General features: G+C 29.7%; 28 protein-coding genes and 1 pseudogene. 23 read left to right on the forward strand and 6 right to left on the reverse strand.

The genetic code is table 11. The annotated features are described in order from the left end of the window. Positions 1-89: 89 nt before the first annotated feature. The 10 genes from JJJ02_RS00100 (at position 90) to JJJ02_RS00145 (ending at position 6,609) form a co-directional block, all read left to right on the forward strand. Complete coding sequence (locus tag JJJ02_RS00100; protein ID WP_240836664.1) at positions 90-437, forward strand: restriction endonuclease; 348 nt, start codon at positions 90-92, stop codon at positions 435-437. Between the two features lie 61 nt (positions 438-498). Further along, entirely contained in the window at positions 499-1,038 is a 540-nt protein-coding gene (locus JJJ02_RS00105) for a recombinase family protein (protein ID WP_240836666.1), read from the forward strand. Between the two features lie 113 nt (positions 1,039-1,151). Further along, positions 1,152-2,015 (forward strand): helix-turn-helix domain-containing protein, encoded by an 864-nt coding sequence (locus JJJ02_RS00110; RefSeq protein WP_240836668.1) that lies wholly within the window; start codon positions 1,152-1,154, stop codon positions 2,013-2,015. A gap of 242 nt (positions 2,016-2,257) precedes the next feature. Next, complete coding sequence (locus tag JJJ02_RS00115; protein ID WP_240836670.1) at positions 2,258-2,581, forward strand: hypothetical protein; 324 nt, start codon at positions 2,258-2,260, stop codon at positions 2,579-2,581. Between the two features lie 50 nt (positions 2,582-2,631). Next, positions 2,632-2,877, forward strand: coding sequence for a hypothetical protein (locus JJJ02_RS00120; protein WP_240836671.1), 246 nt, complete (start codon positions 2,632-2,634; stop codon positions 2,875-2,877). A 6-nt stretch (positions 2,878-2,883) separates the two neighbouring features. After that, positions 2,884-3,051 carry a hypothetical protein gene (locus tag JJJ02_RS00125; RefSeq protein WP_188018741.1) on the forward strand — a complete coding sequence of 56 codons (168 nt, stop codon included), beginning with the start codon at positions 2,884-2,886 and terminating at the stop codon, positions 3,049-3,051. 14 nt (positions 3,052-3,065) lie between these two features. After that, positions 3,066-3,290, forward strand: a complete 225-nt coding sequence (locus tag JJJ02_RS00130) for a hypothetical protein (RefSeq protein ID WP_240836672.1) — start codon at positions 3,066-3,068, stop codon at positions 3,288-3,290. A 1,005-nt stretch (positions 3,291-4,295) separates the two neighbouring features. Further along, complete coding sequence (locus JJJ02_RS00135; RefSeq protein ID WP_240836673.1) at positions 4,296-4,664, forward strand: hypothetical protein; 369 nt, start codon at positions 4,296-4,298, stop codon at positions 4,662-4,664. Between the two features lie 22 nt (positions 4,665-4,686). Further along, positions 4,687-5,997 carry an RNA-guided endonuclease TnpB family protein gene (locus JJJ02_RS00140; RefSeq protein WP_240836674.1) on the forward strand — a complete coding sequence of 437 codons (1,311 nt, stop codon included), beginning with the start codon at positions 4,687-4,689 and terminating at the stop codon, positions 5,995-5,997. Between the two features lie 396 nt (positions 5,998-6,393). Continuing rightward, complete coding sequence (locus JJJ02_RS00145; RefSeq protein ID WP_240836675.1) at positions 6,394-6,609, forward strand: hypothetical protein; 216 nt, start codon at positions 6,394-6,396, stop codon at positions 6,607-6,609. A 603-nt stretch (positions 6,610-7,212) separates the two neighbouring features. Here the strand turns inward: JJJ02_RS00145 and JJJ02_RS00150 are convergent. Next, positions 7,213-7,827, reverse strand: a complete 615-nt coding sequence (locus tag JJJ02_RS00150) for a recombinase family protein (RefSeq protein ID WP_240836677.1) — start codon at positions 7,825-7,827, stop codon at positions 7,213-7,215. Between the two features lie 163 nt (positions 7,828-7,990). Between JJJ02_RS00150 and JJJ02_RS00155 the strand changes: the two genes are divergently transcribed. The 4 genes from JJJ02_RS00155 to JJJ02_RS00170 all read left to right on the forward strand — a co-directional run bounded on the left by JJJ02_RS00155 (position 7,991) and on the right by JJJ02_RS00170 (position 10,400). Next, complete coding sequence (locus JJJ02_RS00155; RefSeq protein ID WP_240836678.1) at positions 7,991-8,374, forward strand: antitoxin VbhA family protein; 384 nt, start codon at positions 7,991-7,993, stop codon at positions 8,372-8,374. Between the two features lie 36 nt (positions 8,375-8,410). Further along, positions 8,411-9,088 (forward strand): Fic/DOC family protein, encoded by a 678-nt coding sequence (locus tag JJJ02_RS00160; RefSeq protein ID WP_240836680.1) that lies wholly within the window; start codon positions 8,411-8,413, stop codon positions 9,086-9,088. Positions 9,089-9,283: 195 nt separating this feature from the next. Further along, positions 9,284-9,748: a hypothetical protein gene (locus tag JJJ02_RS00165; protein WP_240836682.1), complete on the forward strand. Its 465-nt coding sequence runs from the start codon at positions 9,284-9,286 to the stop codon at positions 9,746-9,748. 46 nt (positions 9,749-9,794) lie between these two features. Next, entirely contained in the window at positions 9,795-10,400 is a 606-nt protein-coding gene (locus JJJ02_RS00170; RefSeq protein WP_240836684.1) for a hypothetical protein, read from the forward strand. A gap of 135 nt (positions 10,401-10,535) precedes the next feature. Here the strand turns inward: JJJ02_RS00170 and JJJ02_RS00175 are convergent, their stop codons facing one another. The 5 genes from JJJ02_RS00175 to JJJ02_RS00195 all read right to left on the reverse strand — a co-directional run bounded on the left by JJJ02_RS00175 (position 10,536) and on the right by JJJ02_RS00195 (position 19,251). Next, positions 10,536-10,883: a hypothetical protein gene (locus tag JJJ02_RS00175; RefSeq protein ID WP_219499106.1), complete on the reverse strand. Its 348-nt coding sequence runs from the start codon at positions 10,881-10,883 to the stop codon at positions 10,536-10,538. Between the two features lie 158 nt (positions 10,884-11,041). Beyond that, positions 11,042-11,308, reverse strand: coding sequence for a hypothetical protein (locus JJJ02_RS00180; RefSeq protein WP_219499109.1), 267 nt, complete (start codon positions 11,306-11,308; stop codon positions 11,042-11,044). Between the two features lie 11 nt (positions 11,309-11,319). Beyond that, the gene (locus JJJ02_RS00185; protein ID WP_240836686.1) at positions 11,320-18,303 is read right to left on the reverse strand and encodes a DNRLRE domain-containing protein; all 6,984 of its coding nucleotides are present in this window, start codon (positions 18,301-18,303) and stop codon (positions 11,320-11,322) included. A gap of 221 nt (positions 18,304-18,524) precedes the next feature. Beyond that, positions 18,525-18,968 (reverse strand): YolD-like family protein, encoded by a 444-nt coding sequence (locus JJJ02_RS00190; protein WP_240836688.1) that lies wholly within the window; start codon positions 18,966-18,968, stop codon positions 18,525-18,527. Further along, positions 18,955-19,251 carry a hypothetical protein gene (locus tag JJJ02_RS00195; RefSeq protein ID WP_111744495.1) on the reverse strand — a complete coding sequence of 99 codons (297 nt, stop codon included), beginning with the start codon at positions 19,249-19,251 and terminating at the stop codon, positions 18,955-18,957. Before JJJ02_RS00195 ends, JJJ02_RS00190 begins: the two co-directional genes overlap by 14 nt. A gap of 637 nt (positions 19,252-19,888) precedes the next feature. On the opposite strand from JJJ02_RS00195, the gene JJJ02_RS00200 reads away from it, so the two are divergent. From JJJ02_RS00200 to JJJ02_RS00240, 9 genes and pseudogenes are all read left to right on the forward strand, one after another. Next, on the forward strand, positions 19,889-20,572 hold the full coding sequence (locus tag JJJ02_RS00200; protein WP_240836690.1) for a hypothetical protein: 684 nt from the start codon (positions 19,889-19,891) through the stop codon (positions 20,570-20,572). 73 nt (positions 20,573-20,645) lie between these two features. After that, positions 20,646-21,032, forward strand: a complete 387-nt coding sequence (locus JJJ02_RS00205) for a hypothetical protein (RefSeq protein WP_240836692.1) — start codon at positions 20,646-20,648, stop codon at positions 21,030-21,032. Between the two features lie 75 nt (positions 21,033-21,107). Next, entirely contained in the window at positions 21,108-21,332 is a 225-nt protein-coding gene (locus JJJ02_RS00210; protein ID WP_240836694.1) for a hypothetical protein, read from the forward strand. A 6-nt stretch (positions 21,333-21,338) separates the two neighbouring features. Further along, positions 21,339-21,785, forward strand: a complete 447-nt coding sequence (locus tag JJJ02_RS00215) for a hypothetical protein (protein ID WP_111744499.1) — start codon at positions 21,339-21,341, stop codon at positions 21,783-21,785. Positions 21,786-22,340: 555 nt separating this feature from the next. Beyond that, the gene (locus JJJ02_RS00220; protein WP_219499161.1) at positions 22,341-22,613 is read left to right on the forward strand and encodes a hypothetical protein; all 273 of its coding nucleotides are present in this window, start codon (positions 22,341-22,343) and stop codon (positions 22,611-22,613) included. Next, the gene (locus JJJ02_RS00225; RefSeq protein ID WP_240836696.1) at positions 22,606-22,857 is read left to right on the forward strand and encodes a hypothetical protein; all 252 of its coding nucleotides are present in this window, start codon (positions 22,606-22,608) and stop codon (positions 22,855-22,857) included. Before JJJ02_RS00220 ends, JJJ02_RS00225 begins: the two co-directional genes overlap by 8 nt. Beyond that, entirely contained in the window at positions 22,847-23,236 is a 390-nt protein-coding gene (locus JJJ02_RS00230) for a hypothetical protein (RefSeq protein WP_240836698.1), read from the forward strand. The genes JJJ02_RS00225 and JJJ02_RS00230 overlap by 11 nt, the downstream gene beginning before the upstream one ends. Further along, positions 23,236-23,916: a hypothetical protein gene (locus tag JJJ02_RS00235; RefSeq protein ID WP_240836700.1), complete on the forward strand. Its 681-nt coding sequence runs from the start codon at positions 23,236-23,238 to the stop codon at positions 23,914-23,916. The genes JJJ02_RS00230 and JJJ02_RS00235 overlap by 1 nt, the downstream gene beginning before the upstream one ends. A gap of 578 nt (positions 23,917-24,494) precedes the next feature. Next, positions 24,495-24,942 (forward strand): annotated as a pseudogene (locus tag JJJ02_RS00240) (JAB domain-containing protein). Positions 24,943-25,276 lie beyond the last annotated feature (334 nt).

Here is a 25,276-nt window from a genome sequence, read left to right on the forward strand (position 1 = left end):
GCTTTGCTGTATTCATTCTATATTTAATAATTTCAAAAATAAGACTTGAAATACGAAGAAGAAATAAAAGAATACTTGCAAACGCCAATATGTATGAAGTAGATCGTATGACTGGACAAGAATTTGAAAATTATTTAGAAGCATTATTTTATTCAAAAGGGTATCGTTCTAACGTTACACAATCATCTTATGACTATGGTGCAGACTTAATAATGCAGAATGGTAACAAAAAAATTGTTATACAGGCAAAAAGATATAAGGGAAAAGTAGGTGTTAAATCTGTGATGGAGATATATTCAGCACAAGCATTTTACAAAGCAGATGAAGCCTATGTATTTACAAACTCATACTTTACTAAACAAGCTAAGGAACTAGCAAACGCTACAAATGTAATATTATGTGATCGTGATGCGATCATAAATCTAAGAAATAAATAGTCGTTCCTTCTATTATAATATAGTATGATAATAGTAATGATTATAGAATAGAGGAATGACAATGAAGTATGCTTATCTTAATGCTTTCAACATTGAAACACAATATAATAAGCAGTTAGAATTATTAAAAACTTATAATCCAGACAAAATAATAGTTGAAAGTTCAGACAATAATTCAGGTAGTACATCTTTTGATAATTTATTACATATATTAGAACCTGGTGACACAGTTATTTTTTACAAACTATCAATACTAAATCTATCTATAACTAAATTAATTAATCTGTTAAAGACATTTAATAAGGAGAATATCAGGTTAATTGTAATAGATATACAACTTGATACAGCTAATAACAAGAATTTTTTTAATGTCATTGAAATGCTAAAGGATGCAGAAAGAGAAGTGATAGTAAGAAGAAATAAGTTGACGAAAAACACTCGTAAAAAGAAACAAGGACGACCAAAAGTATCAAATGATGTTAAAGAAAGACTTATAGAAATGTATCATAACAATGCAACCTATAGCGAAATGCAAGAAGAATTGGGTATATCAAGAGTTTCGATTTCGAAATATTTAAAAGAGTACAAAAATAATGATTGAATGGTGCAATACAGTCTATATAATTAAGTAATAATTTCTATCTTATTTATGGTATTATTTAAATAATCAGAAATTTCTTAAAAATTTAATTATATAGACGAGGTATTCTAATTATGGAACCACTGGGAGTAAGATTAAAGAATTTGCGTAAAAGTAGGGGATTATCGCAAAATGACCTTGCAAGAGGTATATGTACTCAAAGTAATATAAGTAGAATTGAAAAAGGTCAACATACACCGACATCGCATATATTAGATCTTTTTGCTAAGAAACTTGATATAGATTTAAACTATTTATATTCAGGTATAGAAGGTTATAACCTTGAAGAATTTAAGAAAAAGGTATACAACTGTATTGAATATGCTGATTATACAACATTACAACAATTTGTGAATGACATGACAATAGAATTTAAGACTGAGTATGAGAAGAAAATAAAATACTGGATTAAAGCTGTGGTATTTTATAGATGTGATGAAAATATAGAAGATGCAAAAATATATATCAAAAAAGCTGATGAAATCATATCAGAAGTAAGTGATCCAAATTTAGAAATACAAATATTAAATACAATGTCTATTATTTTACGTGAAGATTTTTCAGAAAAAGAAGTACATCAATTATATGATCGTATATTTAATATGATAGAGAAAAACCCATTACCTAAAACAATCGTAATAAAAGTACTTTTATCAATGTCGAATTACTATTATCATGCAAAGATATATAGATTAGTTCATCAAAATGCTAAAAAAGCTATTGATATACTTAAAAAAGCAAACAGCATGTATTTACTCGAACATCATTTATATAATTATGCTTCATCTTTATATTATTTAGATGAATATACACCTGAGATGCACGAATATATGAAACTTGCTTATCAGATATGTAAGTATAAAGGTAATAATGAATTGATGGAATATATAGAAGAAATGATGGATAATGTAAGAGATACTATAGAAAGGGAGGCTTAATCAAGTGAAAAAATTATTAGTTAAATGTGGTTTGATGTTCTCTGCTATAGCTGGTCTAATGACCATTATGGCATATCGCCCAGGTCCTGACGTATTATTTATTATGCTAAATCTTTTCAAATAATTTATTAATGATACATCTTCTCTATTGATAGAGAGGGTGTATTTTTTTGTGACTTTAGCTATGTAATACATAGCTATTTTTTGATAGATATTGTACAATATAAGTAAGGAGTTGAATTATGAATATTTATTGTGTATTTGTAAAGTCCCTTAAATCATTCGAAGTATTTGAATTAGAATTAAAAGATGATCTTGATGAAATTATAACTTTTGAGTACCAGGAAGAATTAGCAACAGGTCAAATCAGAAAGGAGTATTTAGATAGAATACATACTCTGAGGAACGATAGGGGGCAGGTAATATTTACTTTAGATGTCGAAAAATTACCGTTACATGTTGATACGTTATATAAAATTGAAGCTGATAACACTAAAAGTTGTATGAAGAACTTAAAAACATATCATAGACATATTGATGCATTAAAAACTAGGTATCCTTTTTAAAAAGTATGATAATGTTAAACTAATACTATTTAGTTTAGCGAGGTATAGATATGGATAAAAATGAAATTAAAAAATGGGTTGAAGAAAACTGTGTGCGTTATAGTGATGCACATTATTATACAAAACAAACAAAAAATCAGTTTGTTACAACAGCTTCAAGAAAGTATGTAGAACCTTTTATTACTTTGTATGATAACAACGTCAGTAAATCAAAGACTACTTTGTATTTAAAAGAGGATTTGATTAGATATGGAGAACAGCTTGAAGGGAAACGAACAAATAAACAAAAGGAGTGATCTTTTTTGTTGAAGTCATATGATAAAGAAAAAGCACATTTAATAGAATGGATCAGTATCATTAACTGTCTAAACACTGATGAAAAAAAACAGTTGGATAATAAAAACAAGTCAGACCTTGAAAAAATGTATCATTTAGCATTATTACAAGTACAAGATGAATGTCTACAATAAACGAGGTGAATAAGATGAAAGAAGTAAGATTAACACATACGGATTTAAAACAGTTAACACTTATTAATGAATATAATCAATTAGACAGTATTAAATTTATGGAGTATGCACAAGAACAAAAGAAAAAAGGAGTGAGAGTTATGTTAGATAACAAGATTAGTAACATTACTGTATTAGATAATGAGCCTATTGAATATGCTGGGGAAATAATTGAAAGCAAAGTTGATATTATAAGATGAAATTTGGGGTTTTGAAATGAACAATATAAGTTATAACTTACTATTAGCAATAATGTCATTAGTATCATTTACATGCTTTATTTTGGGGTTTATTAATATGTTTGTATTTAAGCAGATAATTAATGGAGTAATGTTATTTATCATTCCATTCATAATTTTTATTCTACAAGTAGTAATAGTGAAAGTACATACTAATAAAAATAAGTAGGTAAGGAGCGAGGAGTAATGATTGAAATTATTCAAACATCTGATTTATTAAAATCAGTATATAAAATTAAAAGGGTGTGTTCATAACTAAGTATGAAAACAATAATTAAGTCAAATAAGTACTTTATATATAGTGGTCTCAAACTCTTATGTATATACATTTTAACAGTTATATTACTTTTTTTAACTGAATGGATATTAACAAAGTGGGAAATAGAAAATAAAAGAATTGTGATTCATTTTATTTGGGGTTTATTTTATTACGTACTAACTCCTTCTTTTATAATAGTATTTATACTATTAATAATCGCATATTTTAAGTTAAAAGAAAAATAAACTTACAAAAACGGACAAACAGAGGTGAATATATGAGAAATTTTTTATATGGATCAGGAGTAATTATGACAGTAAAAGAAAAAGTAGAATTATTTAAACTGTTAAGATTTTAAAAAAAGTATTAATTACAAATTATAGGAGTAAATAAAATGAAAATTAGTGAAAAAAAAGAATTTAAAGAGTTCCTATACAAAGAGGTTAGTTTATATATTCTATTATTGATACCTCCAATAGTTTGTGTAATTAAACTTACAGGATTTAATATATTTGATTGATAAGTAATGATGTGGAATATAGAAGAACAACAATAAATACTAATTACAAAAATGACCATCAGTGTAATTAAATAAACTTAATTTAACAGATCCATAAAAACTAGCGTTTTATATGGATTAATTTTTATCATCATAATTACAATTGCAAATGGTAATTGATTGATTTTTTAATAAAGGAGTAATTATTATGACTTTAATTATTGGAAATACTTATAAAAATAAATATACGGGTGAAACATACGAACTCGTATCTATAAATAAACAAATTGTCGAATTACAAGAAATAGAAAGCTTTAATGATATTAGAGCGATTGATAGAATTATTTTTGAACAGCAATATGAACTCGTAAGTGATTGGAAAGCACTGTACCAGGAACGAAATAATGAGTTAAATAAAATCATTACTATAATAGAAAAAACTTTTCCGAATGGTAAAAGCATTAGAACTAAAGATAAACATGTTAATGCCATGTATAACATCATTAAATTATTAAATATTAATAGTATAGACCATAATGATATGAAAGGTATGCCTGGTTTAAAGATAGAGGATTAATTTTATATAAAGGAGAGTATTAATGGCAAAAGTAGTAAAACTAAAAGTAGTAAGACCAGTAAATATAGAATGGGAAACATTAAATGATATTATTAATGATTTAGATTATAATGCCTTTAAAGTAAAGAATAGAGCAACAACCATGCTTCATACATTAAAAATTGCAGAACTTGATTACAATCATAATAATGAAGAAAAGATGAACGCAAGTATTCGTAAAGAGATGTACGGTTATAGTACATATGAATCATTGATTTATAATAATATTAAAAATGATTATTCATCATTAGGATTTCATTCAGAAATAATTCCTGGTTTAATAAGGGAAGCAGGTCAAATGTATAACAAAGTCCTAAAAGATATGTTAAAAGGTAATGGTACGATACCAACTTATAAAAGAAATCAACCAATACCAGTAAGATCAAGGCAAATTAAAATTATTAACGCTGACACAATACAGTTGAATATATTAAATTTAATTGGTGGAGAAAAACACCATGTAAAAAACATTGGTAAGAGTGTACCTATCCAATTAAAAGTCACTTCCAAAAAAGGTCATGCAAAAATTGCTATTGAACGTATTATGTCAGGAAGATATTCTTTGAACGATTCAAAAATACATAAATACAAAAAAGATTTGTATATATTACTTACTTTTACAGATAACGAAGTAAAACAGGTAGCTATATCAAAAGATAAAGTATTGGGTGTACATCTAGGAATAATAAACGCAGTAACAATGCACGTATCTGGCACTCCAATTGTAAATCAAATAGCTGGTGGAGAGATAGATGCTTTTCGAAAAAGGATTGAAAAACAAAGAATATCTAAAAGAAATCAATTGAAAGTTGCATCTCAAAATAGGAAAGGACATGGCAGAGAAACGTTACTAGCTCCTTTAGAAACGTTGTCAAAAAAAGTAGATAATTTTAAAAATCTTACTAATCATAGATATAGTAAATACATTGTTGGATTTGCAATAAAAAATGGTTGTGGTACGATTCAATTAGAAGATCTAAAAGGCATAAGAAAAGATGAGGCATTTTTAGCCACTTGGTCATACTTTGATTTACAACAAAAAATAAAGTATAAAGCTGAGGAATGTGGTATTGAAGTTAAAATAGTAAAACCTAGATACACATCACAACGTTGTTACAAATGTGGATATATTGATAATGAAAATAGAATTGAAAAAAATCAATTTTTTTGTAAAAAATGTGGTCATCACTCGGATGGTGATATAAATGCATCTAAAAATATTTCAAACCAAAATATAGAAGTAATAATTGATAAAGAAATCAAAAAACAGAAAAGAAAACAAGAAGATCTTTAGAAGAATCTAAAGATTATATATTACAACATATGATACCTTTACAGGTATCATATATTGTGTTAATCTTAAATATAGGTAGTTTTCAATGCCTAAAGACGAGAAGTTTATACACTATCAACACTCGTAAGGTAAATTAGTTAAAACTAATTTGAAGTTCATATCACAAAGTCCGATATGAAGTACTATATAATTGAATAACTAAGGCATTTGAGGTTTTAGTTAGTACTAAAAATGCATAGTACTGAAACTACACCAATAGAATTTAAAAGTAAATTCAGTTTTAGTTACTACTAAAAATGCATAGTACTGAAACTCGATTTGGGACAACAGGGACAATAAATTGTTTTAGTTACTACTAAAAATGCATATTAAACCACTTGTAGTAGGTGTTATTTTATGGATGAAAAAGACGTTAAACAATGGATGTCAGAAAATATTGTAAGGTCTGCTGATGCTCATATGTTTACCAAACAATCAAGAAACGGTTTCAAACAATCGTTTAAAAGAGGCTTAATAAAACCGTATTTAACATTAAATTTAAATAATTCAAAAATACCTACCCATTTATTTTTAAAAAGAGATTTATTAGAATATAAGAATACTAAGAAATAATAGGTAGTTTTCAATGCCTAAAGACGAGAAGTTTATACACTATCAACACTCGTAAGGTAAATTAGTTAAAAACTAATTTGAAGTTCATATCACAAAGTCCGATATGAAGTACTATATAATTGAATAACTAAGGCATTTGAGGTTTTAGTTACTACTAAAAATGYMYRRTANTGAANNACTNAYATRMWTSWRYAMSTRASSCMTKTGARGTTTTAGTTACTACTAAAAATGCATAGTACTGAAACTSAMWTSYAWMTRSAMNTSWSYYCWSTRAAGTTTTAGTTACTACTAAAAATGCATAGTACTGAAACTGAATTCTAAATAGAATCTGTTCACTAAAGTTTTAGTTACTACTAAAAATGCATAGTACTGAAACTTATGTTTCTTACTTTCAAAATCTACTGTGTTTTAGTTACTACTAAAAATGCATAGTACTGAAACAAGCGAAGTGATTTATCAAGACTTTACATTCTTTTAATAATCTCTAAAAATACATAGTAATGAAACTAAAGTTTTTGCTACCTAACTTACTTAGTTGATGTAATTATTGCTGGAACTGGATAGTACTGATACAAGAAAAAAACTAAAATATATTCGTTGATTCTAATCACTAATGTCATTTAGTGATTTTTTTATTCTATAAACTGTTGTTCTTGTGACAGCATTTCTTCTAGCAATTTGACTAATAGGTAATCCCTCTTTTAATTCATCAACGATTTTAAAGTATATTGTGCGTTTTTGAAGATCACGAGAAGTAGGGGAATAGATTAATGGTTTACCTTTAAAAGCACCTCGTTTTTTTGCTAATGCTATACCTTGTGCTTGACGTCTTTTACTTTCAGCACGTTCTTGTTCACTAATCATTGCAAGTATTTGAATAATTAAATCTTTGACAAACCGATCCATCAATTCATTTCCGATAATCTCCTGCATAATAGGTAAGCTAGTGATAATAAGTTGGACATCTTTCTTTTTTAGTGTGTTTATTGTTTCAATAACTTCATTGTAATTTCTTCCCAATCGATCTAAACTCTCAACTATAAAAATATCTTTTTCTCTAATATAATTTAATGCTTCATTAAAAACTGGACGATCTTTAATATTTTTACCACTTACTTTTTCTGTGAATATTTTTTCACAACCATTCTCTTTTAAAATTTCAATTTGTCTATCTAAATTTTGGCTACTAGATGAAACTCTTGCATACCCAATCTTCATTATTTTCTCTCCTATTACTATACACTTAAAATATACACTAATAATACCATAAATTATTAAAAATAATTTGTATATTTAATGTGTACATATAATATACATTATATTGTGACATAGATGTTAAAGTATGGTATAATTATGGTATACCGTAATTAGGGGGATTAATATGTTAAATGTAAATTTAGAAAATATAAAAAAGTTCTTTGAAAGTGATATCAGTACTAAACAAATTTCTGAATACTCAAATTTAGCGTATACTACTACTGATAATCTTAGAAAAGGATTGAGTAATTTAGAAAACGCAACATTTAGAACTCTTGTGAAATTATCAAATGGTTATGAAAAGTATATGAATAACTTATCCATTAATGATCCTGGTCATAAAGAATTAGATAGAAGAAAAAGACATGTAGAGGTAGCAATACGAATGAATGATATTGACGGTAATGTTTTAAGTGAAGAATATATTCAAAAGTTTTATGACTACGCCAATGGTAAAATATCGAAAGCTGAGTTTAATGAGTATGTAACGTATGAATCACATCATTAAATTTATTAAATACTTAATAATATGTGAGGTATTATAATGGATAAACATACAGATAAGAATAAGGATATTTTAATAAACAATTATAATATAACTAATAAGGAAGAATTAAAATTTAAAGAACAAAAGATTGTTTCTGATGCAATGGAGGACTTATTAGATAATGATTTTAAGTTGAGTATAAAATCATCAGAAGATATTAAAAATATTCATAAGTTTTTGTTTGGAGATGTTTATCCCTGGGCTGGTGAGTATAGAACTACTTACATAGAAAAACCAGAGAAAGTATTAAACGGTTTTAGTGTTGAGTATGGTAATGTTAATACAATTGATGAAACACTTAATATCTTATTAGAAGAAGCAAGACTAAATAACCCAAATAAAATGTCTCTTAAAAAATTTGTTGATCACACTAGAAAACTAACTGCTGATATATGGAGAGTACATCCTTTCAGAGAAGGTAATACACGTACTGCACATGTTTTTGCAAGTAAATATTGTTCTCAGTATGGTTATGAATTTAACGATTACCTCGTATCAAAAAATAGTCAATTTTTTAGGGACGCTTTAGTATTAGCTAATATGTATAATAATAACCATGATTTACTAGAAGAAGATGAAGCACATCTAAAAAGAATGTTTGAAGATGCTATTACAGAAACTCCTTTTAGAAAGAAAATGAGAGTACAAAATAAATCTAATCAGAGAGATAGATAAAATGATGTTTAGTGTCTTATCTATATTTTCAGCACTTGTCATTATATTTATTGAATTTATAACTGGTGAAAAGGTCAAAAGAGTAGAAGTAGGTTAAACATTAAAAAGTACTAATTATCAGTAAGATAATTAGTACTCTTTAATAAATTTTATATAGTATAATAATCATAAAGATGCGAGAAGGAGGTTTTTATTATGAAAAGTATTATTAATATGACAGAAAATGATTTTATAAGTTTATTTACAGGAAACTTAAAATTGTCATCAGAATCTAAAGAATTGAAAAAAATATATAAAAAATTAAAATCTGGGAAAGTTAAACACAATGGAGAACTAAAAAAAGCTATAAATATAGGTATAGATGTATTCAAAAAGTATAACAAGAAAGTGGAGAATACGATAAATGAAAATAAACCACTTGGTCCTAAACATCCAGTAGCTATAGTAGAAGTGGCTGATAACGATACAGCTAAATTATTACAAATTTATTTAATTGAAAGACATAAATACAATGATAATGTTTCAGTTGAAATACTTAATGATAAACAGTTAAATATATTAGCTAAACCTGGTGTTATTCCAACTGTATTAGATCCAATACGCCCTTTTATTATTAAAGAAATTCAGAGTGAGACTCACTTTAATCAAGAAACCCACTAATTAAATTAGTGGGTTTTGTAATAAACACAATAATGGAGGTAATTATATGAATAATAATAATAAGCTAGAAAATATTAAAAAAAAGATATTAAAAGATCATGATATGTATAGAGAAACTTTTAATGAAAATGCTTTTAAAAACCAAGTAATATCTAAACACGAAAAAACGATAGAGTTTCTAGATAGCATATATAAAGAGAAATATGATTATGATAACCAGTCAATAAAAATGGAAAAAGCATATTCAATATTTGAAGATTTGTGTAAGATGATAACTTTTAATGATGTATATATTAATCATCAACTTGAATATATAGAGAATGAAAAAATAAAATTTAATCTATACACTAAAGATTTTAAAGGATATATTCATTTTAGAATAACAGACAATACAAACAAAAAAAGTTTAAAGAAGCTGGTAAATAAATATATATATATCATAGAGATTATCGAACTACATTCATTTAATAAAGGCACAGGTGCATATTTAATTGAAAAAATAAAATTCTTTGCAGACAACCATCACTTAGCAATCTTTTTATATGATGCAAATAGTAAATCTGATGATTATTATCCTAATTTAGGCTTTATAGATAAAGGCCCGTTAGGTAAAAATATGGAGAAAATGATGGTATACAAACCTCAGAAATAAGCTTTTAGTTTACATAAAATATATTATCGGAAGTTGTATATGCATGTTGTGCTTGAAATTAAAGAGAGTATACAATTTGTATACTCTCTAGTTTTACTTGTGACTAAGTGAACTATCAATTTTTAAAAGGACAAATTAATTTAAATTGATATTAAGTTCATTTAAGGTTAATCCAATTCTTTCTAATTGTTTATTTAACACATAAGGTTTTAATTTACCATTTTCAATCTCTTCATCCGTAAATTCATCTTCACTAAATACTATGCAACCATTATTAATCCACTCTATTAAATATTGTTTAAATGCCCATTTTAATGAACTTTTAGGGAGCTTTATTGCTTTATGCTTAACTTCAAAATCTTCACTGTATCCGTATTCAAATCCACAACAGTCACAAATATTATATGAGGGATTACCATATATACTATATGGTTGGGAATCTATTTTATCATAACCACATACCGGACAAATATAATATTTCATTTTTTAATCCTTTTTACCATCATTTATTAAAATAAACTTATTTTAAATAGATTTGTACTTTGAAATTCAGCATTTTTCTTCTGCTAAGTACTTGCTATTTAATATTTAAATTAAAACTAGCATACATTTGTACACTAGTTTTAATTTTTAATTCTTTATTATATTAAATTATTATAGATTTCATAAATTTTTTCATCAAAATATTTTCTACTATTAAAGTATGGATATTCTACTTCAGCATTATCAACATAAAAATCTACTAATTCACTAACTTTATTAAAATTTGAATAATAATATTCATTCAGTTCATCATAATCAATAAAAAAATTGAAAATATTAAAATAATATCTTTGAAAAATCTCTATTGTTATTTTTTTTTCAAGATAATCTTTGATTAACATTATCAACAAGTCCTTATCTTCCATTCATTCACCTCCTATTTGTCTATCTTTTTTAAAGGTCCTATGGCTTTTCGGGTATATTTAAAGTGTGCAACTAAATTTTTCTTTTTATTATATAATACTTCTAGATTATACTTCTTCTTATTCTTGTACATAGTAATATAGTACATTTTATATCCTTTTCTGCCACGAGGATCTTTATACCCCTTGCCTTTTATTGCTTTTTTTATTATTTGAACTGGTACGAAACGACTAGAGTTTTTCATATGGTTGGTGGTAGTTTTTGTAAAATTTACTCCGTCTATTTTCTTACCTTTAGTTGCTAATTTTGAAACTTTTTTAGAAATATTTACAATTATCTTACCCAGACCTCTCACGCCCGTAAAAACTAGTCTTATTAGACCACCTATTTTTCCATCAGTATCAATTTTCATAGTTGGCGAATTATCTACATAGGAATAACCATTATGCATTCCGATTCTATCATCTTCCCCTAATAATGGATCAATTGATAGAAATACACTATGCTTTGGATTATAGTACCTTGCCATTAGGTAGTATTGATCAGATTCTTTATCAAAGAAATAAGATGCGTATTTAAAAGGTTGTTCTTTTAGTTTATCATCTTTTACTTCTTCTTTAACAATATTACCCCAGCTATCATATGTGTAAGATGCAAGTGTATTTCCAGACATATCAGTGATACCGATGATATCTCCACGGTAGTTCTTATGGTAATTATAGAATTGATCGCCTATTTTCAGTCCTAATAGGATACCATCCTGATCTCGGATATATTCTCTGATAACCTTGCCATCTTTACTTTCCGCAATTAAGTGATTTGTATCGTTATCATAGTGATAATGCACTGTCGTATCATTATGCGTCTTAGTGATTCTGCGTCCTTGTTCATCGTATTGATAATACCATGTATCATTGTTTGATTTATTTGTCAGCTTGATTAACTGACCGAGTGAATCCCAGTTATAATCGAACTTACCATCACTTGTACGGTTACCATCAACGTCATAGGTAATCTTTTCATCACCAAATGATGTCATCTGGTTCATAGTATTAAAAGTTGCTGTTGTACCGTTAATACCCGTTCGGTTACCACGTTTGTCGTAAGAGTACGTATTTGTCTTGTCTCCAATTTTTTCTTCTGTTAACTGATCCATCGCATCATATTGATATGTTGAAGTACCGTCATTCGATACTTTCTTGGTCATGTTACCATACTGGTCATAGCTATACTGATCAGCCACCACATTTTCAGTCTTGCTGTCAGATGTGATACTTTCTACAGCACCATTTTCACCGAATTTATAGTTCACTGCACCAGAATCATTTGGTAACTTGATTTGGTTAACCTGACCTAATTCATCGTGACGGAATAACCATTTATTTGTTCCTACTTCTACTTTATCAAGTCGTGTCGCTTTATCATAGCCATACGATGTTTTCGTGCCATTGAACACCATTGATGCTGGTAGTTCTGTATTAACGCCGTCTACACCTGTCACATACTCATATGATTGAACTAGTCCAAAGTAGTCCGTGATACTCAGTAATCGTCCAGCACCATTTCCGGCAGTTCCATTTGTATCTGTTTCATATTTGTAGACTTTAGATTGATTATTTTCTACGTCTTTCACATTTGAAAGATTACCAGCTTCATCGTAATCATAGGTAAATAAATCAGTTGTACCATTGTTTACTGCTTTTTCGTTACCTTCACTATCATATTTCGTTACGATAGATTTTCCAGACGGTAAGTCAATTCTTGAGACATCGCCTGTCTTTTCATTATAACTGTATTTAGTGATTTGGCCATCAGCTGTTTTAACAGAACTAATTCTATTCTTATTATAGGTATATTCAGTATCTTGTCCTTCAAAATGCTTAGCGATAACTTCATTCTTCTTATTAAAGTCGTATGAAATTACTGCACCATTTTCAGCTGTTGTTTTCACAAGGTTATCTTTGTTGTCATATTCATTGGTGCGTTTCTTAGTACCCTGTGTCGTACTCAGTACATTACCGAAGGCATCATTTTCATAGATAACAGGTACCTTAGATAAACCTGATTCTTTAGTGACAAAGTTATTCTGTTTATCATAGGTTGTTTCTTCTACTGCTCTACCTTCAGTCACTCTCACACCATCAAATAATGTATCACCATCTTTATTAGATAATGTCACATCAACTGTTTTAATCGGCAGTTTATTATCTACATTAAATTGAAGCGTTTGTCTTTGCCATAGGTCATTGTTCTGATCAAGTGTCTGGAATGCTTTTTCTTCAGTTGTTGTTGTGCCGTCATTGAACGTTACGACAGCTTTAATCTTATCTTCCGCATTCGCATTCTTAGATAATGCTGTAACATAGATTGGTTTTGCTGTATCTTGTATAACACTTACTTTCTGTGATGCTGTTCCACCTGCTGAAAGTAATAATGCTTCAGAATTTTCGAAGCCATTGTTATTTGTTGAACCAGATGTAAGTGTCCATTTATCTGATTTATTAAATCCACCCTGCTCTGCAAAGTTATATGGTGTCACAGAAGTTGAATGTCCTGCCTGGGCTGTTTCTAGCTGAACTTCATCGAAGTTGATTGTTCCGGTAGTAGAAGTTAATTCTACAGAAGCCTTTGTTGTTCCTGTAGGAGCAACATCTTCCTCTAACTTACGTACCCATTTACCATCAGCTTTTGGACTTTCAATTGTCACTGTAGATAATACTTTTGAAGTACTATCCATGAACTTCACATTGATGCTCCCTTTAGCTGATTTGTCAGCTTTAAATGAACCAGAAATATTGATAGGCTGTCCTGCTTTAAGTGTTACTTCCTGCTTCGCTGTTTCACCTGTTAATTGAAGTGCTTTACCATGTACACCTTCGTCAACAAGCTTACCAGCTGAAAATTGATTCGTAGATTCAAAAGCACCACCCATTAATAGGTTAGATCCAGCACCTAAAGAGATACCTGTACGTGTTTCGTTACCAAATTGATTATACTCAGTAAATCCTACGATACCATCCTGTACAGAGTAATCTGTAACTGCTTCACGGTCACTATTTAATGCAACCTCTTCTTTAACATTATGTTCATCTGTTGTTGCGATAACATCATCTTTATTATCCGCATATTCATAAGTCGTCTGTGATGTCGCATCTTTTTCTTTTAAGACCTGACCGTCTAACTCTTGATCTGATTTACTTGCTGATTCACGCTTACCATATTCAGATACTTCAACTTCTCCATCAGGATATGTTGTTTTAGTGATACGGTGGTCTAACCATTCAGTCTTTGTTAATTTATCAGTCTCACCATTTATTAGTGACTCTGTTAAATGGCCATATTTATCGAAAGTATACTTTTCTTTTGCACGTTCTTCACCTGTTATTTCAGCAATTGCACCGTTTTCTTCTTCGCTGATGTTGTAGTTCGTAACAATGCCACTTTCGTCTTTTGTGCTTGTTAATAGATCTTCGTCATAGGTTGCTGTGATTTGATTACTACCATCAACATTCCCTGGCATACCATACAGATCTATTTCACCTGCATATTTTACTTCTTCTGGTGTAACTTCTTCACCATCTTCATTCACCGCATATTTTTCACGGTAACTATATGTGTAATCCCCTTCAGGACCTGTAACAGATGTTAGACGCTTGAATTTATCATACTGATACGTATAAACACGTTCAGCCTGTTTATCATCTGAACTTGCTGAAACCGTCATCTTAGATACGAGATTCTGTTCATTGTAGTCAAATGAAATTCTGTTCTTACTTTCTGCTGTATCTGATGCACTTGTAATACTGTCTAGACGTTTGATACCTTCTATTTCACTATAGTTAAGTTTTACAGCATTCTTCTTATCAGCTTGTTTCGCATCATATTCAATTCTATCTAATAAACCATCTTTACCATATATCTCTCTTTGACCGGATTCGTCTTGGATTACATATTCGTCATTCTCAATATTGAATTCATAGTCAACCCCTGTTGGAGCTAGTAATTTCCCTGACTGATTGACGAATAGATGATTCGTTCCATCTTCTTCAGTATATTGAACTACTTTAGGGGTGATACTTGTATCTTCTATATTTAACTTACGTTCGAAACCACTTTGCCACCCTAAACCAAACATACCTGTTTTATTAACTTTAGAGTTGAAGGTTCTTGTTGCATCGATTTCAGGACCACGACCAGGTAAAGAGGCGTCACTTTCACTTAATACTTGGTTTCTGTTAAATGTATTGAAAGTCCCTAAGTCTGTATCGATTGTAGGGTAGAATTCTTCGTCACCATAATCAGGTGATACTTCTTTCTGTATTTCTACTTCTTTTTCTTCTGCTTTATCAAAATTACTTTCACCTTTATAATACGGCTCAATCTTGCCCGTTGATGTACCTTTATATCTGAAAGAAGTAATTTTCACACGATATTTATTGTCTGCATCACCACCAGCCGATACATAAGTAGCCGATGGATCAAGTGGAAGTTCTCTGCCACCACCGACAACACCATCAATATTCAGCTGATATTTACTTGAATCAGTCGGCCATAGCTTCTTATCTCTTGAATGCCATGTTGTTGTATCTTTATCTAAGATGTCTACTAGCTCGTAGTCTTTACCGTTAAATAAATAGACACCATAACCTTCTGCACCAATCACCTTATTCCAGCTAGCAAACAAGAATCCACTATCTTCTTTACGGTTATCTGAATAGCCATTCACAGTCGCTGAAACATTATTCGTAGGAACATAGACACTTAAGATTGGGGACCCTGCACTCTCTCCTTTTCCTGAAGAGGCAGTTACCTTAATATAATAACGCTTAGAATTCGCATATTTTGTATTGACTAATTTATAAAGTGTTGAAGGGTCTCCTGGTAGCTGTACACCATCTTTATTTTCTCTTAAAGAACCTTTTTCACCCATAGTTAAAGCTTTCAATTGTGTTTCATTAGGGAAGATATTCTTTCCTTTTGAACTCCATGATGTTCCTGTTACATTATCAATTTTTTCATACTCTGTACCATTATAGATGAAGATATTATATGAACTAGCTCCAGCAACCCCAGGCCAGCTAATATCGATTGTCGCTTTATCATTAGTATCTGCGACCGCATTTTTTAATGTAGGTAATTCAGGTGCATCTGGAATTAACTCCATAATTGATTGTCTGTCAGCATCAGATGGTAGACCACTACCTAATGCGTAGTCAGCAATCACTCTGAACTGGAATGTCTTATCTGTACTTGTTGTACCTCTACTTGCGGTATAGAAGCTTGAAGGATTGATTGGTAAATCTGTACCATCTCCATTTCTAAAGTTTATACCCCCAGTCGTAGAATCTTTTGATGTGTATTGTGCTGTTGTCGGCCATATTTTCTTGTCTTTAGTATTGTAAGAAGTTGATGTTCCAGTATAAACTGTTTGCCATCCTTTACCATCAAACAATTGTAATCTATAGGCTTTTGCACCTAACATACTCGGCCACGTTACATTGATATAACCATTTTTTGTACCTGTAATAATATAAGGTGTAGTTTGAATACTATCCATTTTTGGGTATGAATAGACTACGGATATTTTAGACTTATTCGTAGCATTTTCAGATGCACTCAGTTGTTTCCAATATGTTTGGCCATTACCGTTGGTATGCAGTTTCAGACCATAATCTGCCTTACCTTCAGCGATACCTTTAGCGTATGACAGTACGTTAAAGTTTAACCATTCATTGGTTGCAGCTGTCGCATTTGTGATATTTGTACTTGTAGGTTTCGTATTCCATGTCACACCTGTCTCAGACCAAGAGGCGTTGACTTTATCTGCCCACACAGCAGTTTTTGTTGTGCCATAGTAATTCCATCTTGAAAATGATTGTAATTTTGCAGAACTGATAGTTGCACCTTTAAGGTAGCTCATTGAGGGGAATTTTAAAAATGTATAATTTGTGCCTGTAGAAGTATCGTATTTACCTACACGTAATGTATATAAACCTAATGTAGAGTTCCAATACTTATTTAAGTTGGTTGTTGGTTGTGCGCTTGAAACGAAAGTATCTAGTGTTACATCTTTAGTAAAAGTAGGATCGATGTAGACTGGATAAACTCTATCTTTCGCATTTAACCATTTTAAGCTTGGTATAACTTTTAGTATGTATTTTTCATTTGATTTAAATAATTTGTATTCAATATCGTATGATTTTTCAGCAAAGCCACTTTGTTCATCGATATTAGAATCAGACATTTCAGGTTTTGGCATTTTGAATGCTACCTTACCATCTTTATCTCTAAATTCAATTTCGTCATTGTCTGTTAGAACAACTTCTTTATCAGTGTCAATCTCATAAACAATTGCTTCAATATTATTCTGTTTATTATTAATTACAACATCTTCTTTTACTTCTTTGTTTAGAGTTACATGTCGAATATCAATATTCGGAAAGACACCTCTGTGCCATATCACATTATCCTTTACTTCAGCTCTTCTGCTTTTAGGATTACGAAGCTTATTTTTATACTCGATTCCTTTTAAAGTAACTAAAGTATCGTCTTTATCATCTATTACATTGATGAAAGGTTCATTTGTTTCGATTGTCGGTGCAAAATTTAAATCTAGTTCAGTATTCTCTGTTTCAAAAAAACCATCATTCAATTTAATATTAGCATCGATATCTTCAAAACCTTTATCCGTTTCCATTCTTACTTCATCATCATAGAATGTTGCCTGATACTTGTTTTCATCTTTAGATTCAACGATAGTTGTCTCATTATTCAGATCGTCTATAGACTTCAAATCATTCTCATCAACATCTTTCGGTGCTTTTAAAAGTTCTTCTTTGTCCTTTTGCTTTTTGTTATCTTTCTTTTCATTGATGTCTACTGGGACATCTTCATCTGTTTCAGCATGAGCAATGAATAAATCCACTGGTAACAAAGAAATGACAAGTGAAAAAACGATTGCCCATATCAACGACTTAAACCACGACTGCTTTTCCATATAAAACCTCCTAATAAAATATTTACAACATTATCATATACATATTGTTGTTAACATACAAGGCTATTTTTATGTATTAAATTCTGATTAACAAAGTGAGAAGTTTGTCTTTTGGAAATAAAAAATTAGACAAAACATGTAGATTGAGTTCTACTATTAAGTATAAAAAAATCATCAACTACACATTATAATTTATTAGGTAATCTTGTTATCAATATATTCTACTTTAGTCGTATATCAATAATATGTTTGAAATCTATTCTAAATAATGAATTTGTATTACATAAATTGAGAACGATATAGTGTTCTAAATCAAAAATCTTTTTTACAACTCCTTGAACTAACTTTTTCTTATACTCCACTTCATTATAGTAAATTATCGTATATTCTTTTTTATTTAATATAGCTTCGTGAATATGTTCATTTATAACAGAAATCTGATCAGAAGATAGTAGAGGCATATATTCATACTCTTGCTTCTTGATTATTTCTCTTAACTCACTGTATTGTTGTGGAATAGTCGCAAATGGAGCCCATTTGATCATGCCTCTGCCTTTTGGAATATTTCTTTCCAGATATTTTCGAGGTATTTTTTTATAGTTAGTTTCTTTAATGAGATGATAAGGGACAGTTGGATGCATTTCGTTAATATTATGAACTTTCAATAGATTCACCAGCCTGACTAATAATGCAATAAATATCCTCATACTTATCAATCTCTTTTATTGAATGTAAATGTAAAATTGGAAGAATAGTAATTTCAGCTAAAACATCTTTATCAGCTATATTAAAATTACTTAAAAGATGAACAATATGATGCTCTTTTTTATCAAAATCGGTAAACTCAAATATTTTTTCTACATAAGAGGATTTAATAATGGTAAATATAGTTTTATCAATAAAAGTACATTCATATTTTTTCATGATATCCTCATAATTTTTTGTCATATTGTATCACTCCTTTCCTTGATTATAGAACATACGTTCTCATTTTTTCAAGTTAATTTTAAACCCTTAAACCATTTTTCTTAAATTCCTTTCAGTTATGTGGTTATCTTTCTCTTAAAAACATGGAACAAACACTCCGTGACCTTCGTGTTTGTAAATTGTGTGTCTTTACCATTATTCAACCTAGCAGAGCAGTTGTCACAACTCGCAATGCTTCGTGTTCAACTAGGCTAGAAAATAAAGGTACGCTTCGCTTTACTCCTTGATTTTCTCCCCTGCCCTGCTYCTGTTGAAAATGAACTCAAAATCCACACAATTAARGACTGATTAAGTATCAGGCTAAAGSCTGATGGCAAGGCATTGACCAACTTCCTACGTCAGTTGTTCTGATTAGACCCTTTTCAACCACTCACGTGTTTGAAAGGATTTATATAATTTTTCACTACTTAGAGTAGCATTGAAGTTTCACAACTCGCGACGCTACGTGTTCAACTAGAAAAAGTAACGCAAGGGATCACTACGTTCGACAAGTCGCCCTTGCATTATTTTTCGGTCAATGCTCTTTCTAATCCGTAAAAATTAAATACATAAATCCAACAAACACAAGTTCGTGTAGTTGAAAAAAGAGAGGTTATTTATGAAAAAATATAACGGTATAGGTGAGCTTGTAAGTAATCAAGTATTAGTGGATCATGATTGGTTCATGCCTAGTACAGATTCATTGGGACATTATCAATTTTACAGAGTATTAAAAGTAGTAAGTAACAACAGAATTGTTATTAATGAAGATGTTCCTTATTGTAGTTCAAATACAAGGGATATGAAATCTATAATCAATAATTACAACAAATTAAAGGAAACCATAGAAAATCGGTTAAATAAAAAAAATATCAGTAAAGAAAAGTTATTATTTAAAGCTACAGTAAATTTTAATTATGGTACACGAATTAAATATGAGAGTTATTCAAATAATTTAGATATTGTTAGTGAAATAATTGAAAAGGGTTATATAGTTCATGAAGTGGCTGATAAATTAATAATTATTACAGATTCAATAGACATTCTTATTGAACAATTCAAAGAAAAGTTAATCTTTGATAGTTATTTCTTTGAAATAACAGAGAAAAATCAATTCACTATTACAAGACAAGGTGTATCTAATAATGGAGATAAAGTTATTATTTCACCATCAACTAGAAATGGTGTTAAATATCAAATAACTTTATTCAAAAAAGATTTACCTTACGGTCATCTTAATATCAAAAGCGATGAAGAATTAAATTATTGGATTGATACCTTAGAAGTAGAACTAACTAATTAAACAATTGAATATAATGCATAGTATATGCAATATATTCTATGCATTATATACTATACTATTTGGAGGTTTTTTTATGTTAGTAAATGAATTAATACAAGAATTGCAGTCTGTTAAAAATAAAGCCTTGCCTATATTTGTATGGTCTGATGAAGATGATATAAATGAAATTAACTTAATAGACGAGTTATCAGATCGTGTTGATATTAATATTAAGGAAAATCATGCGAAATCAAATTTTATTAATGTTACAGATATACAGTATATTTTAGCTATTAGTCAAGTTTATAGGTATGATATATATTATTACCTAGAGTTAGAAGAAAAAGAAGATACAATAGATAGAATTTCAGAAATAATTTATAGGCTATACCAGGCTTACATTGAATTAGATGATAGAGAATCATTGTTAAATCTAATCAATAAGAAAGTTGTTACTTTTGAATGTGTTTTGAGTATGTAATATTAATTACATACTCAAATATTAAAAAAAATTAGGGAATCGTGGTATAATAATACAACTAAAGGAGTGGTAGATATGACAGTAAAATTTAATCTAGTAGGAAAAACACTCAATGACTTCACAGAACAGGAACGAGAATTAATGTCTAATGATGAAAGAAAAATTTTAAGACAACAGACTAAGTTAGCAATGAAGAAAAAGGGTTATTATAATAATGTAAGAAAATTAAGACAAGATACACCTCTTGATCCTAAAGATAAAAAAGATTTAGCTTTAGGAATTGGAATAGGGATATATTAATAAATTATGGATATCAGCCAACTTAATATTGATGATATTGTTGTTGCACGTTGCTATTTTCAGAAGAGAAATAATACATCTTCCTCTAATGAATTTGAATATAATAGTGGCAGATACTTTGTGGTAGAGGATATTGACTATACAGATAACAGTTGTATTCTAAGATCTATTTCATCAAAGAAGCATAGTTATAGCTATGAAATACAAGATTTTAACACAACTAATCTTACTATTGATCCATCTTATATACACTGTACACCCTATAACTTAGTAAATATGTTACCTGGGGATATAGACAGAAAAGTTGGTGAATTAAGTAGTAAGGATGCTGAGGGTTATCTAATTGATACTATAAAACACAGTGGTTATCAATTAGATAATATAATAATTAGTGTTAGAGAAAGACTTGAAATAAATAGGCGAAGAAAAATGTATCAAGACAGAGATCGTTAGAATTTATCTAACAATCTCTGTTTTTTTTTGTCTATAAACTGCATGGAACAAACACTACGTGAACTTCGTGTTTGTAAATTGTGTGTCTTTATCATTATTCAACCTAGCAGAGCAGTTGTCACAACTCGCATTGCTCGTGTTCAACTAGGTTAGAAAATAAAGGTACGCTTCGCTTTACTCCTTGATTTTCTCTCCTGCCCTGCTTCTGTTGAAAATGAACTCAAAATCCACACAATTAAGGACTGATTAAGTATCAGGCTAAAGCCTGATGGCAAGGCATTGACCAACTTCCTACGTCAGTTGTTCTGATTAGCCCCTTTTCAACCACTCACGTGTTTGAAAGGATTTATATAATTTTTCACTACTTAGAGTAGCATTGAAGTTTCACAACTCGCCCTGCTTCGTGTTCAACTAGAAAAAGTAATGCAAGGGATCACTACGTTCGACAAATCGCCCTTGCATTATTTTTCGGTCAATGCTCTTTCTAATCCGTAAAAATTAAATACATAAATCCAACAAACACAAGTTCGTGTAGTTGAAAAAAGGAGAGATGCAGTGATGATTGTATATGCTGAAAATGAAAATAACACATTATCTATGTTGGAATACCGCAAAGATACCAATGGTTCTTTAATCTTAGAAAATTTTACTGTAAAAGATTTAGACAATGAAGAAGAAAATATGTTGTATTCAATTGTAAAAGCCCTCCAAGTTACTGCACCTGAATATTACGTTAATATGAACGAAATGTATCCTGATGAAACTGGAAAGATAAATTTAACCCTTTACCCTAATCCTACTTACAAAGGAGATTTAGATTATGAATAATCCAACTGAATTTACTGTTGAAACCTTAACACAATTGTTACATGAAATTCCCTATGAAACTTTAATTCTAAGCTTAATTAATTTTGAATTGAGTTACAATGATATGACTTTAAATCAAGATAAACATGAAGAAGTATTTAGAGGATTTACCAAAGACCATAATTGTAATGGTATTTTTGATAATTATTTCATGCAAAAATTTATAGCAATCAATAATGGGGAGGAATTCTACTTTGAATATTAAAACATATAACTTTAATAAAATTTGTTCAGCGTTAGAGGAATACTTCAAATATGAATTTGAAGATGATGAATGTGTTGATTTGTCGAGTAGTACAGATGATTTTGAGTTATTTAAACGTACTGGGAAAATATCATTATATTATACAGAATGTAATGATAGTATCTTTGAATTAACAACGTATTTAGATTTAGCCGATAGACAAGTATATTATGAAGCTACTACGGGTGATGGTACAGATTTATGGAAAAAAGAGTTACTATTTAACTTTTCAGATGAGGATGAATTATTAGAAATAATATCTCATTTTTGTGAAGAAACACTTGTCGAATATGACCAGGAAGAATTAGCAGAAATAACAGGATTATTGGAGGTAGCATAATGAAAATAACTAAAAGACTAGGTAAAAAAATCATTAATAACTTTCAAAAATCAGATGAACATCATGGTATGTACTATTTTGAAGATGGCGACAGTTTTGTTGCCATCGACAATACAAGTGGAGAATGTTTTGTAGAAGATTTTGATACTGAGATTGAGGCTCGTATCTTTACAGAATCACAATTTAGCTATGAAACGATTATAGATGCATATCAACGTGCAGAACCTAAAACCTATCATCATATTATTAAATTATGCGAGTTACTGGAAGATGGAGAATATGATGATGAAAATCTAAATTTAATAATTGACCGTAACAACAAAGAGGAACTAATTAATAAAACATTAGAATTTGCAGAAATACATTTTAAAAACAACTATCAATATATGGACGGTGAAATGTATATAAAGATAGAAAATGATACAGACGAATTTGAATTTTCAAATATTGAGACGTTAGTCTATAATGCATTATATGATGCTTATGTTAAACCTATTTACAAAAAGATGTCACTATTAGGTTGTACACGATTTACAGCTTTATTTAGTTCATTCTATTTAAATGATGAACAGCAAATATGTATAACATTTGATTCAGACCCGATAGAAGAAATAACAATAAATGATTCCACTGAGAGCATTATTAATAAATTATACAAAAAATCACAGGTAGCGATATAAAGTTACCTGTGATTTTTTGTATAGGTAACTTTACATTATATTCGATTGAACGATCCAAAGTGCATGGAACAAACACTCCGTGAACTTCGTGTTTGTAAATTGTGTGTCTTTATCATTATTCAACCTAGCAGAGCAGTTCTCACAACTCGCAACGCTTCGTGTTCAACTAGGTTAGAAAATAAAGGTACACTTCGCTTTACTCCTTGATTTTCTCCCCTGCCCTGCTTCTGTTGACAATGAACTCAAAATCCACACAATTAAGGACTGATTAAGTATCAGGCTAAAGCCTGATGGCAAGGCATTGACCAACTTCCTAGGTCAGTTGTTCTGATTAGACCCTTTTCAACCACTCACGTGTTTGAAAGGATTTATATAATTTTTCACTACTTAGACTAGCATTGAAGTTTCACAACTCGCCCTGCTTCGTGTTCAACTAGAAAAAGTAATGCAAGGGATCACTACGTTCGACAAGTCGCCCTTGCATTATTTTTCGGTCAATGCTCTTTCTAATCCGTAAAAATTAAATACATAAATCCAACAAACACAAGTTCGTGTAGTTGAAAAAGGGGCGATTTTTAGTGTTAAAAGATGATAACTATATTTACTCTGTTACTGACATTAAACAAAATTACAGAAAGACCAAAGACGAAAGAATTAAGATTAAAAGCCCAGCAGATGTAATCGAATTTTTAAGAAAGAAAATCGGAAAATCTGCCAGAGAACATTTTTTAGTTATAGGGTTAAATACTAAGAATGAAGTGTTATTTAGTTACGTGGCATTTATCGGTTCTTTAAATGCTAGTATTGTTCATCCAAGAGAAATATTTCAGGTCGCAATACTCAATAGTTGTGCAAATATTATTGTAGCCCATAATCATCCTAGTGGTGATATCTCCGAGTTATGAAGATACAGAAGCTACTAACAGACTTGTCCAGGCTGGCGAAATTCTAGGAATAGAATTATTAGACCATATTATTGTTACACAAGATGATGAATTCAGCTTTAAAGAAAATCATTTAATTTAACATAGAATATAGTGCATATAATATGCACTATATTCTATGCTTTGTAAACTGGTAAAAATCTCACATAGATCGAGTGAGATTTTTACCAAAGATATTTTAAGTACATGGAACAAACACTCCGTAAACTTCGTGTTTGTAAATTGTGTGTCTTTATCATTATTCAACCTAGCAGAGCAGTTGTCACAACTCGCACTGCTTCGTGTTCAACTAGGTTAGAAAATAAAGGTACGCTTCGCTTTACTCCTTGATTTTCTCCCCTGCCCTGCTTCTGTTGAAAAAGAACTCAAAATCCACACAATTAAGGACTGATTAAGTATCAGGCTAAAGCCTGATG

It is taken from the genome of Macrococcus sp. PK, assembly GCF_022501545.1.
GTDB classification, from domain to species: Bacteria; Bacillota; Bacilli; order Staphylococcales; family Staphylococcaceae; genus Macrococcoides; species Macrococcoides epidermidis.

Excerpts from the sequence above, each read along its gene's own strand:
- JJJ02_RS00100 (WP_240836664.1), top strand. The coding sequence starts at position 90 with ATGTATGAAGTAGATCGTATGACTGGACAAGAATTTGAAAATTATTTA.
- JJJ02_RS00105 (WP_240836666.1), top strand. The coding sequence starts at position 499 with ATGAAGTATGCTTATCTTAATGCTTTCAACATTGAAACACAATATAAT.
- JJJ02_RS00110 (WP_240836668.1), top strand. The coding sequence starts at position 1,152 with ATGGAACCACTGGGAGTAAGATTAAAGAATTTGCGTAAAAGTAGGGGA.
- JJJ02_RS00115 (WP_240836670.1), top strand. The coding sequence starts at position 2,258 with ATGAATATTTATTGTGTATTTGTAAAGTCCCTTAAATCATTCGAAGTA.
- JJJ02_RS00120 (WP_240836671.1), top strand. The coding sequence starts at position 2,632 with ATGGATAAAAATGAAATTAAAAAATGGGTTGAAGAAAACTGTGTGCGT.
- JJJ02_RS00130 (WP_240836672.1), top strand. The coding sequence starts at position 3,066 with ATGAAAGAAGTAAGATTAACACATACGGATTTAAAACAGTTAACACTT.
- JJJ02_RS00135 (WP_240836673.1), top strand. The coding sequence starts at position 4,296 with ATGACTTTAATTATTGGAAATACTTATAAAAATAAATATACGGGTGAA.
- JJJ02_RS00140 (WP_240836674.1), top strand. The coding sequence starts at position 4,687 with ATGGCAAAAGTAGTAAAACTAAAAGTAGTAAGACCAGTAAATATAGAA.
- JJJ02_RS00145 (WP_240836675.1), top strand. The coding sequence starts at position 6,394 with ATGGATGAAAAAGACGTTAAACAATGGATGTCAGAAAATATTGTAAGG.
- JJJ02_RS00150 (WP_240836677.1), bottom strand. The coding sequence starts at position 7,827 with ATGAAGATTGGGTATGCAAGAGTTTCATCTAGTAGCCAAAATTTAGAT.
- JJJ02_RS00155 (WP_240836678.1), top strand. The coding sequence starts at position 7,991 with ATGTTAAATGTAAATTTAGAAAATATAAAAAAGTTCTTTGAAAGTGAT.
- JJJ02_RS00160 (WP_240836680.1), top strand. The coding sequence starts at position 8,411 with ATGGATAAACATACAGATAAGAATAAGGATATTTTAATAAACAATTAT.
- JJJ02_RS00165 (WP_240836682.1), top strand. The coding sequence starts at position 9,284 with ATGAAAAGTATTATTAATATGACAGAAAATGATTTTATAAGTTTATTT.
- JJJ02_RS00170 (WP_240836684.1), top strand. The coding sequence starts at position 9,795 with ATGAATAATAATAATAAGCTAGAAAATATTAAAAAAAAGATATTAAAA.
- JJJ02_RS00175 (WP_219499106.1), bottom strand. The coding sequence starts at position 10,883 with ATGAAATATTATATTTGTCCGGTATGTGGTTATGATAAAATAGATTCC.
- JJJ02_RS00180 (WP_219499109.1), bottom strand. The coding sequence starts at position 11,308 with ATGGAAGATAAGGACTTGTTGATAATGTTAATCAAAGATTATCTTGAA.
- JJJ02_RS00185 (WP_240836686.1), bottom strand. The coding sequence starts at position 18,303 with ATGGAAAAGCAGTCGTGGTTTAAGTCGTTGATATGGGCAATCGTTTTT.
- JJJ02_RS00195 (WP_111744495.1), bottom strand. The coding sequence starts at position 19,251 with ATGACAAAAAATTATGAGGATATCATGAAAAAATATGAATGTACTTTT.
- JJJ02_RS00200 (WP_240836690.1), top strand. The coding sequence starts at position 19,889 with ATGAAAAAATATAACGGTATAGGTGAGCTTGTAAGTAATCAAGTATTA.
- JJJ02_RS00205 (WP_240836692.1), top strand. The coding sequence starts at position 20,646 with ATGTTAGTAAATGAATTAATACAAGAATTGCAGTCTGTTAAAAATAAA.
- JJJ02_RS00210 (WP_240836694.1), top strand. The coding sequence starts at position 21,108 with ATGACAGTAAAATTTAATCTAGTAGGAAAAACACTCAATGACTTCACA.
- JJJ02_RS00215 (WP_111744499.1), top strand. The coding sequence starts at position 21,339 with ATGGATATCAGCCAACTTAATATTGATGATATTGTTGTTGCACGTTGC.
- JJJ02_RS00225 (WP_240836696.1), top strand. The coding sequence starts at position 22,606 with ATGAATAATCCAACTGAATTTACTGTTGAAACCTTAACACAATTGTTA.
- JJJ02_RS00235 (WP_240836700.1), top strand. The coding sequence starts at position 23,236 with ATGAAAATAACTAAAAGACTAGGTAAAAAAATCATTAATAACTTTCAA.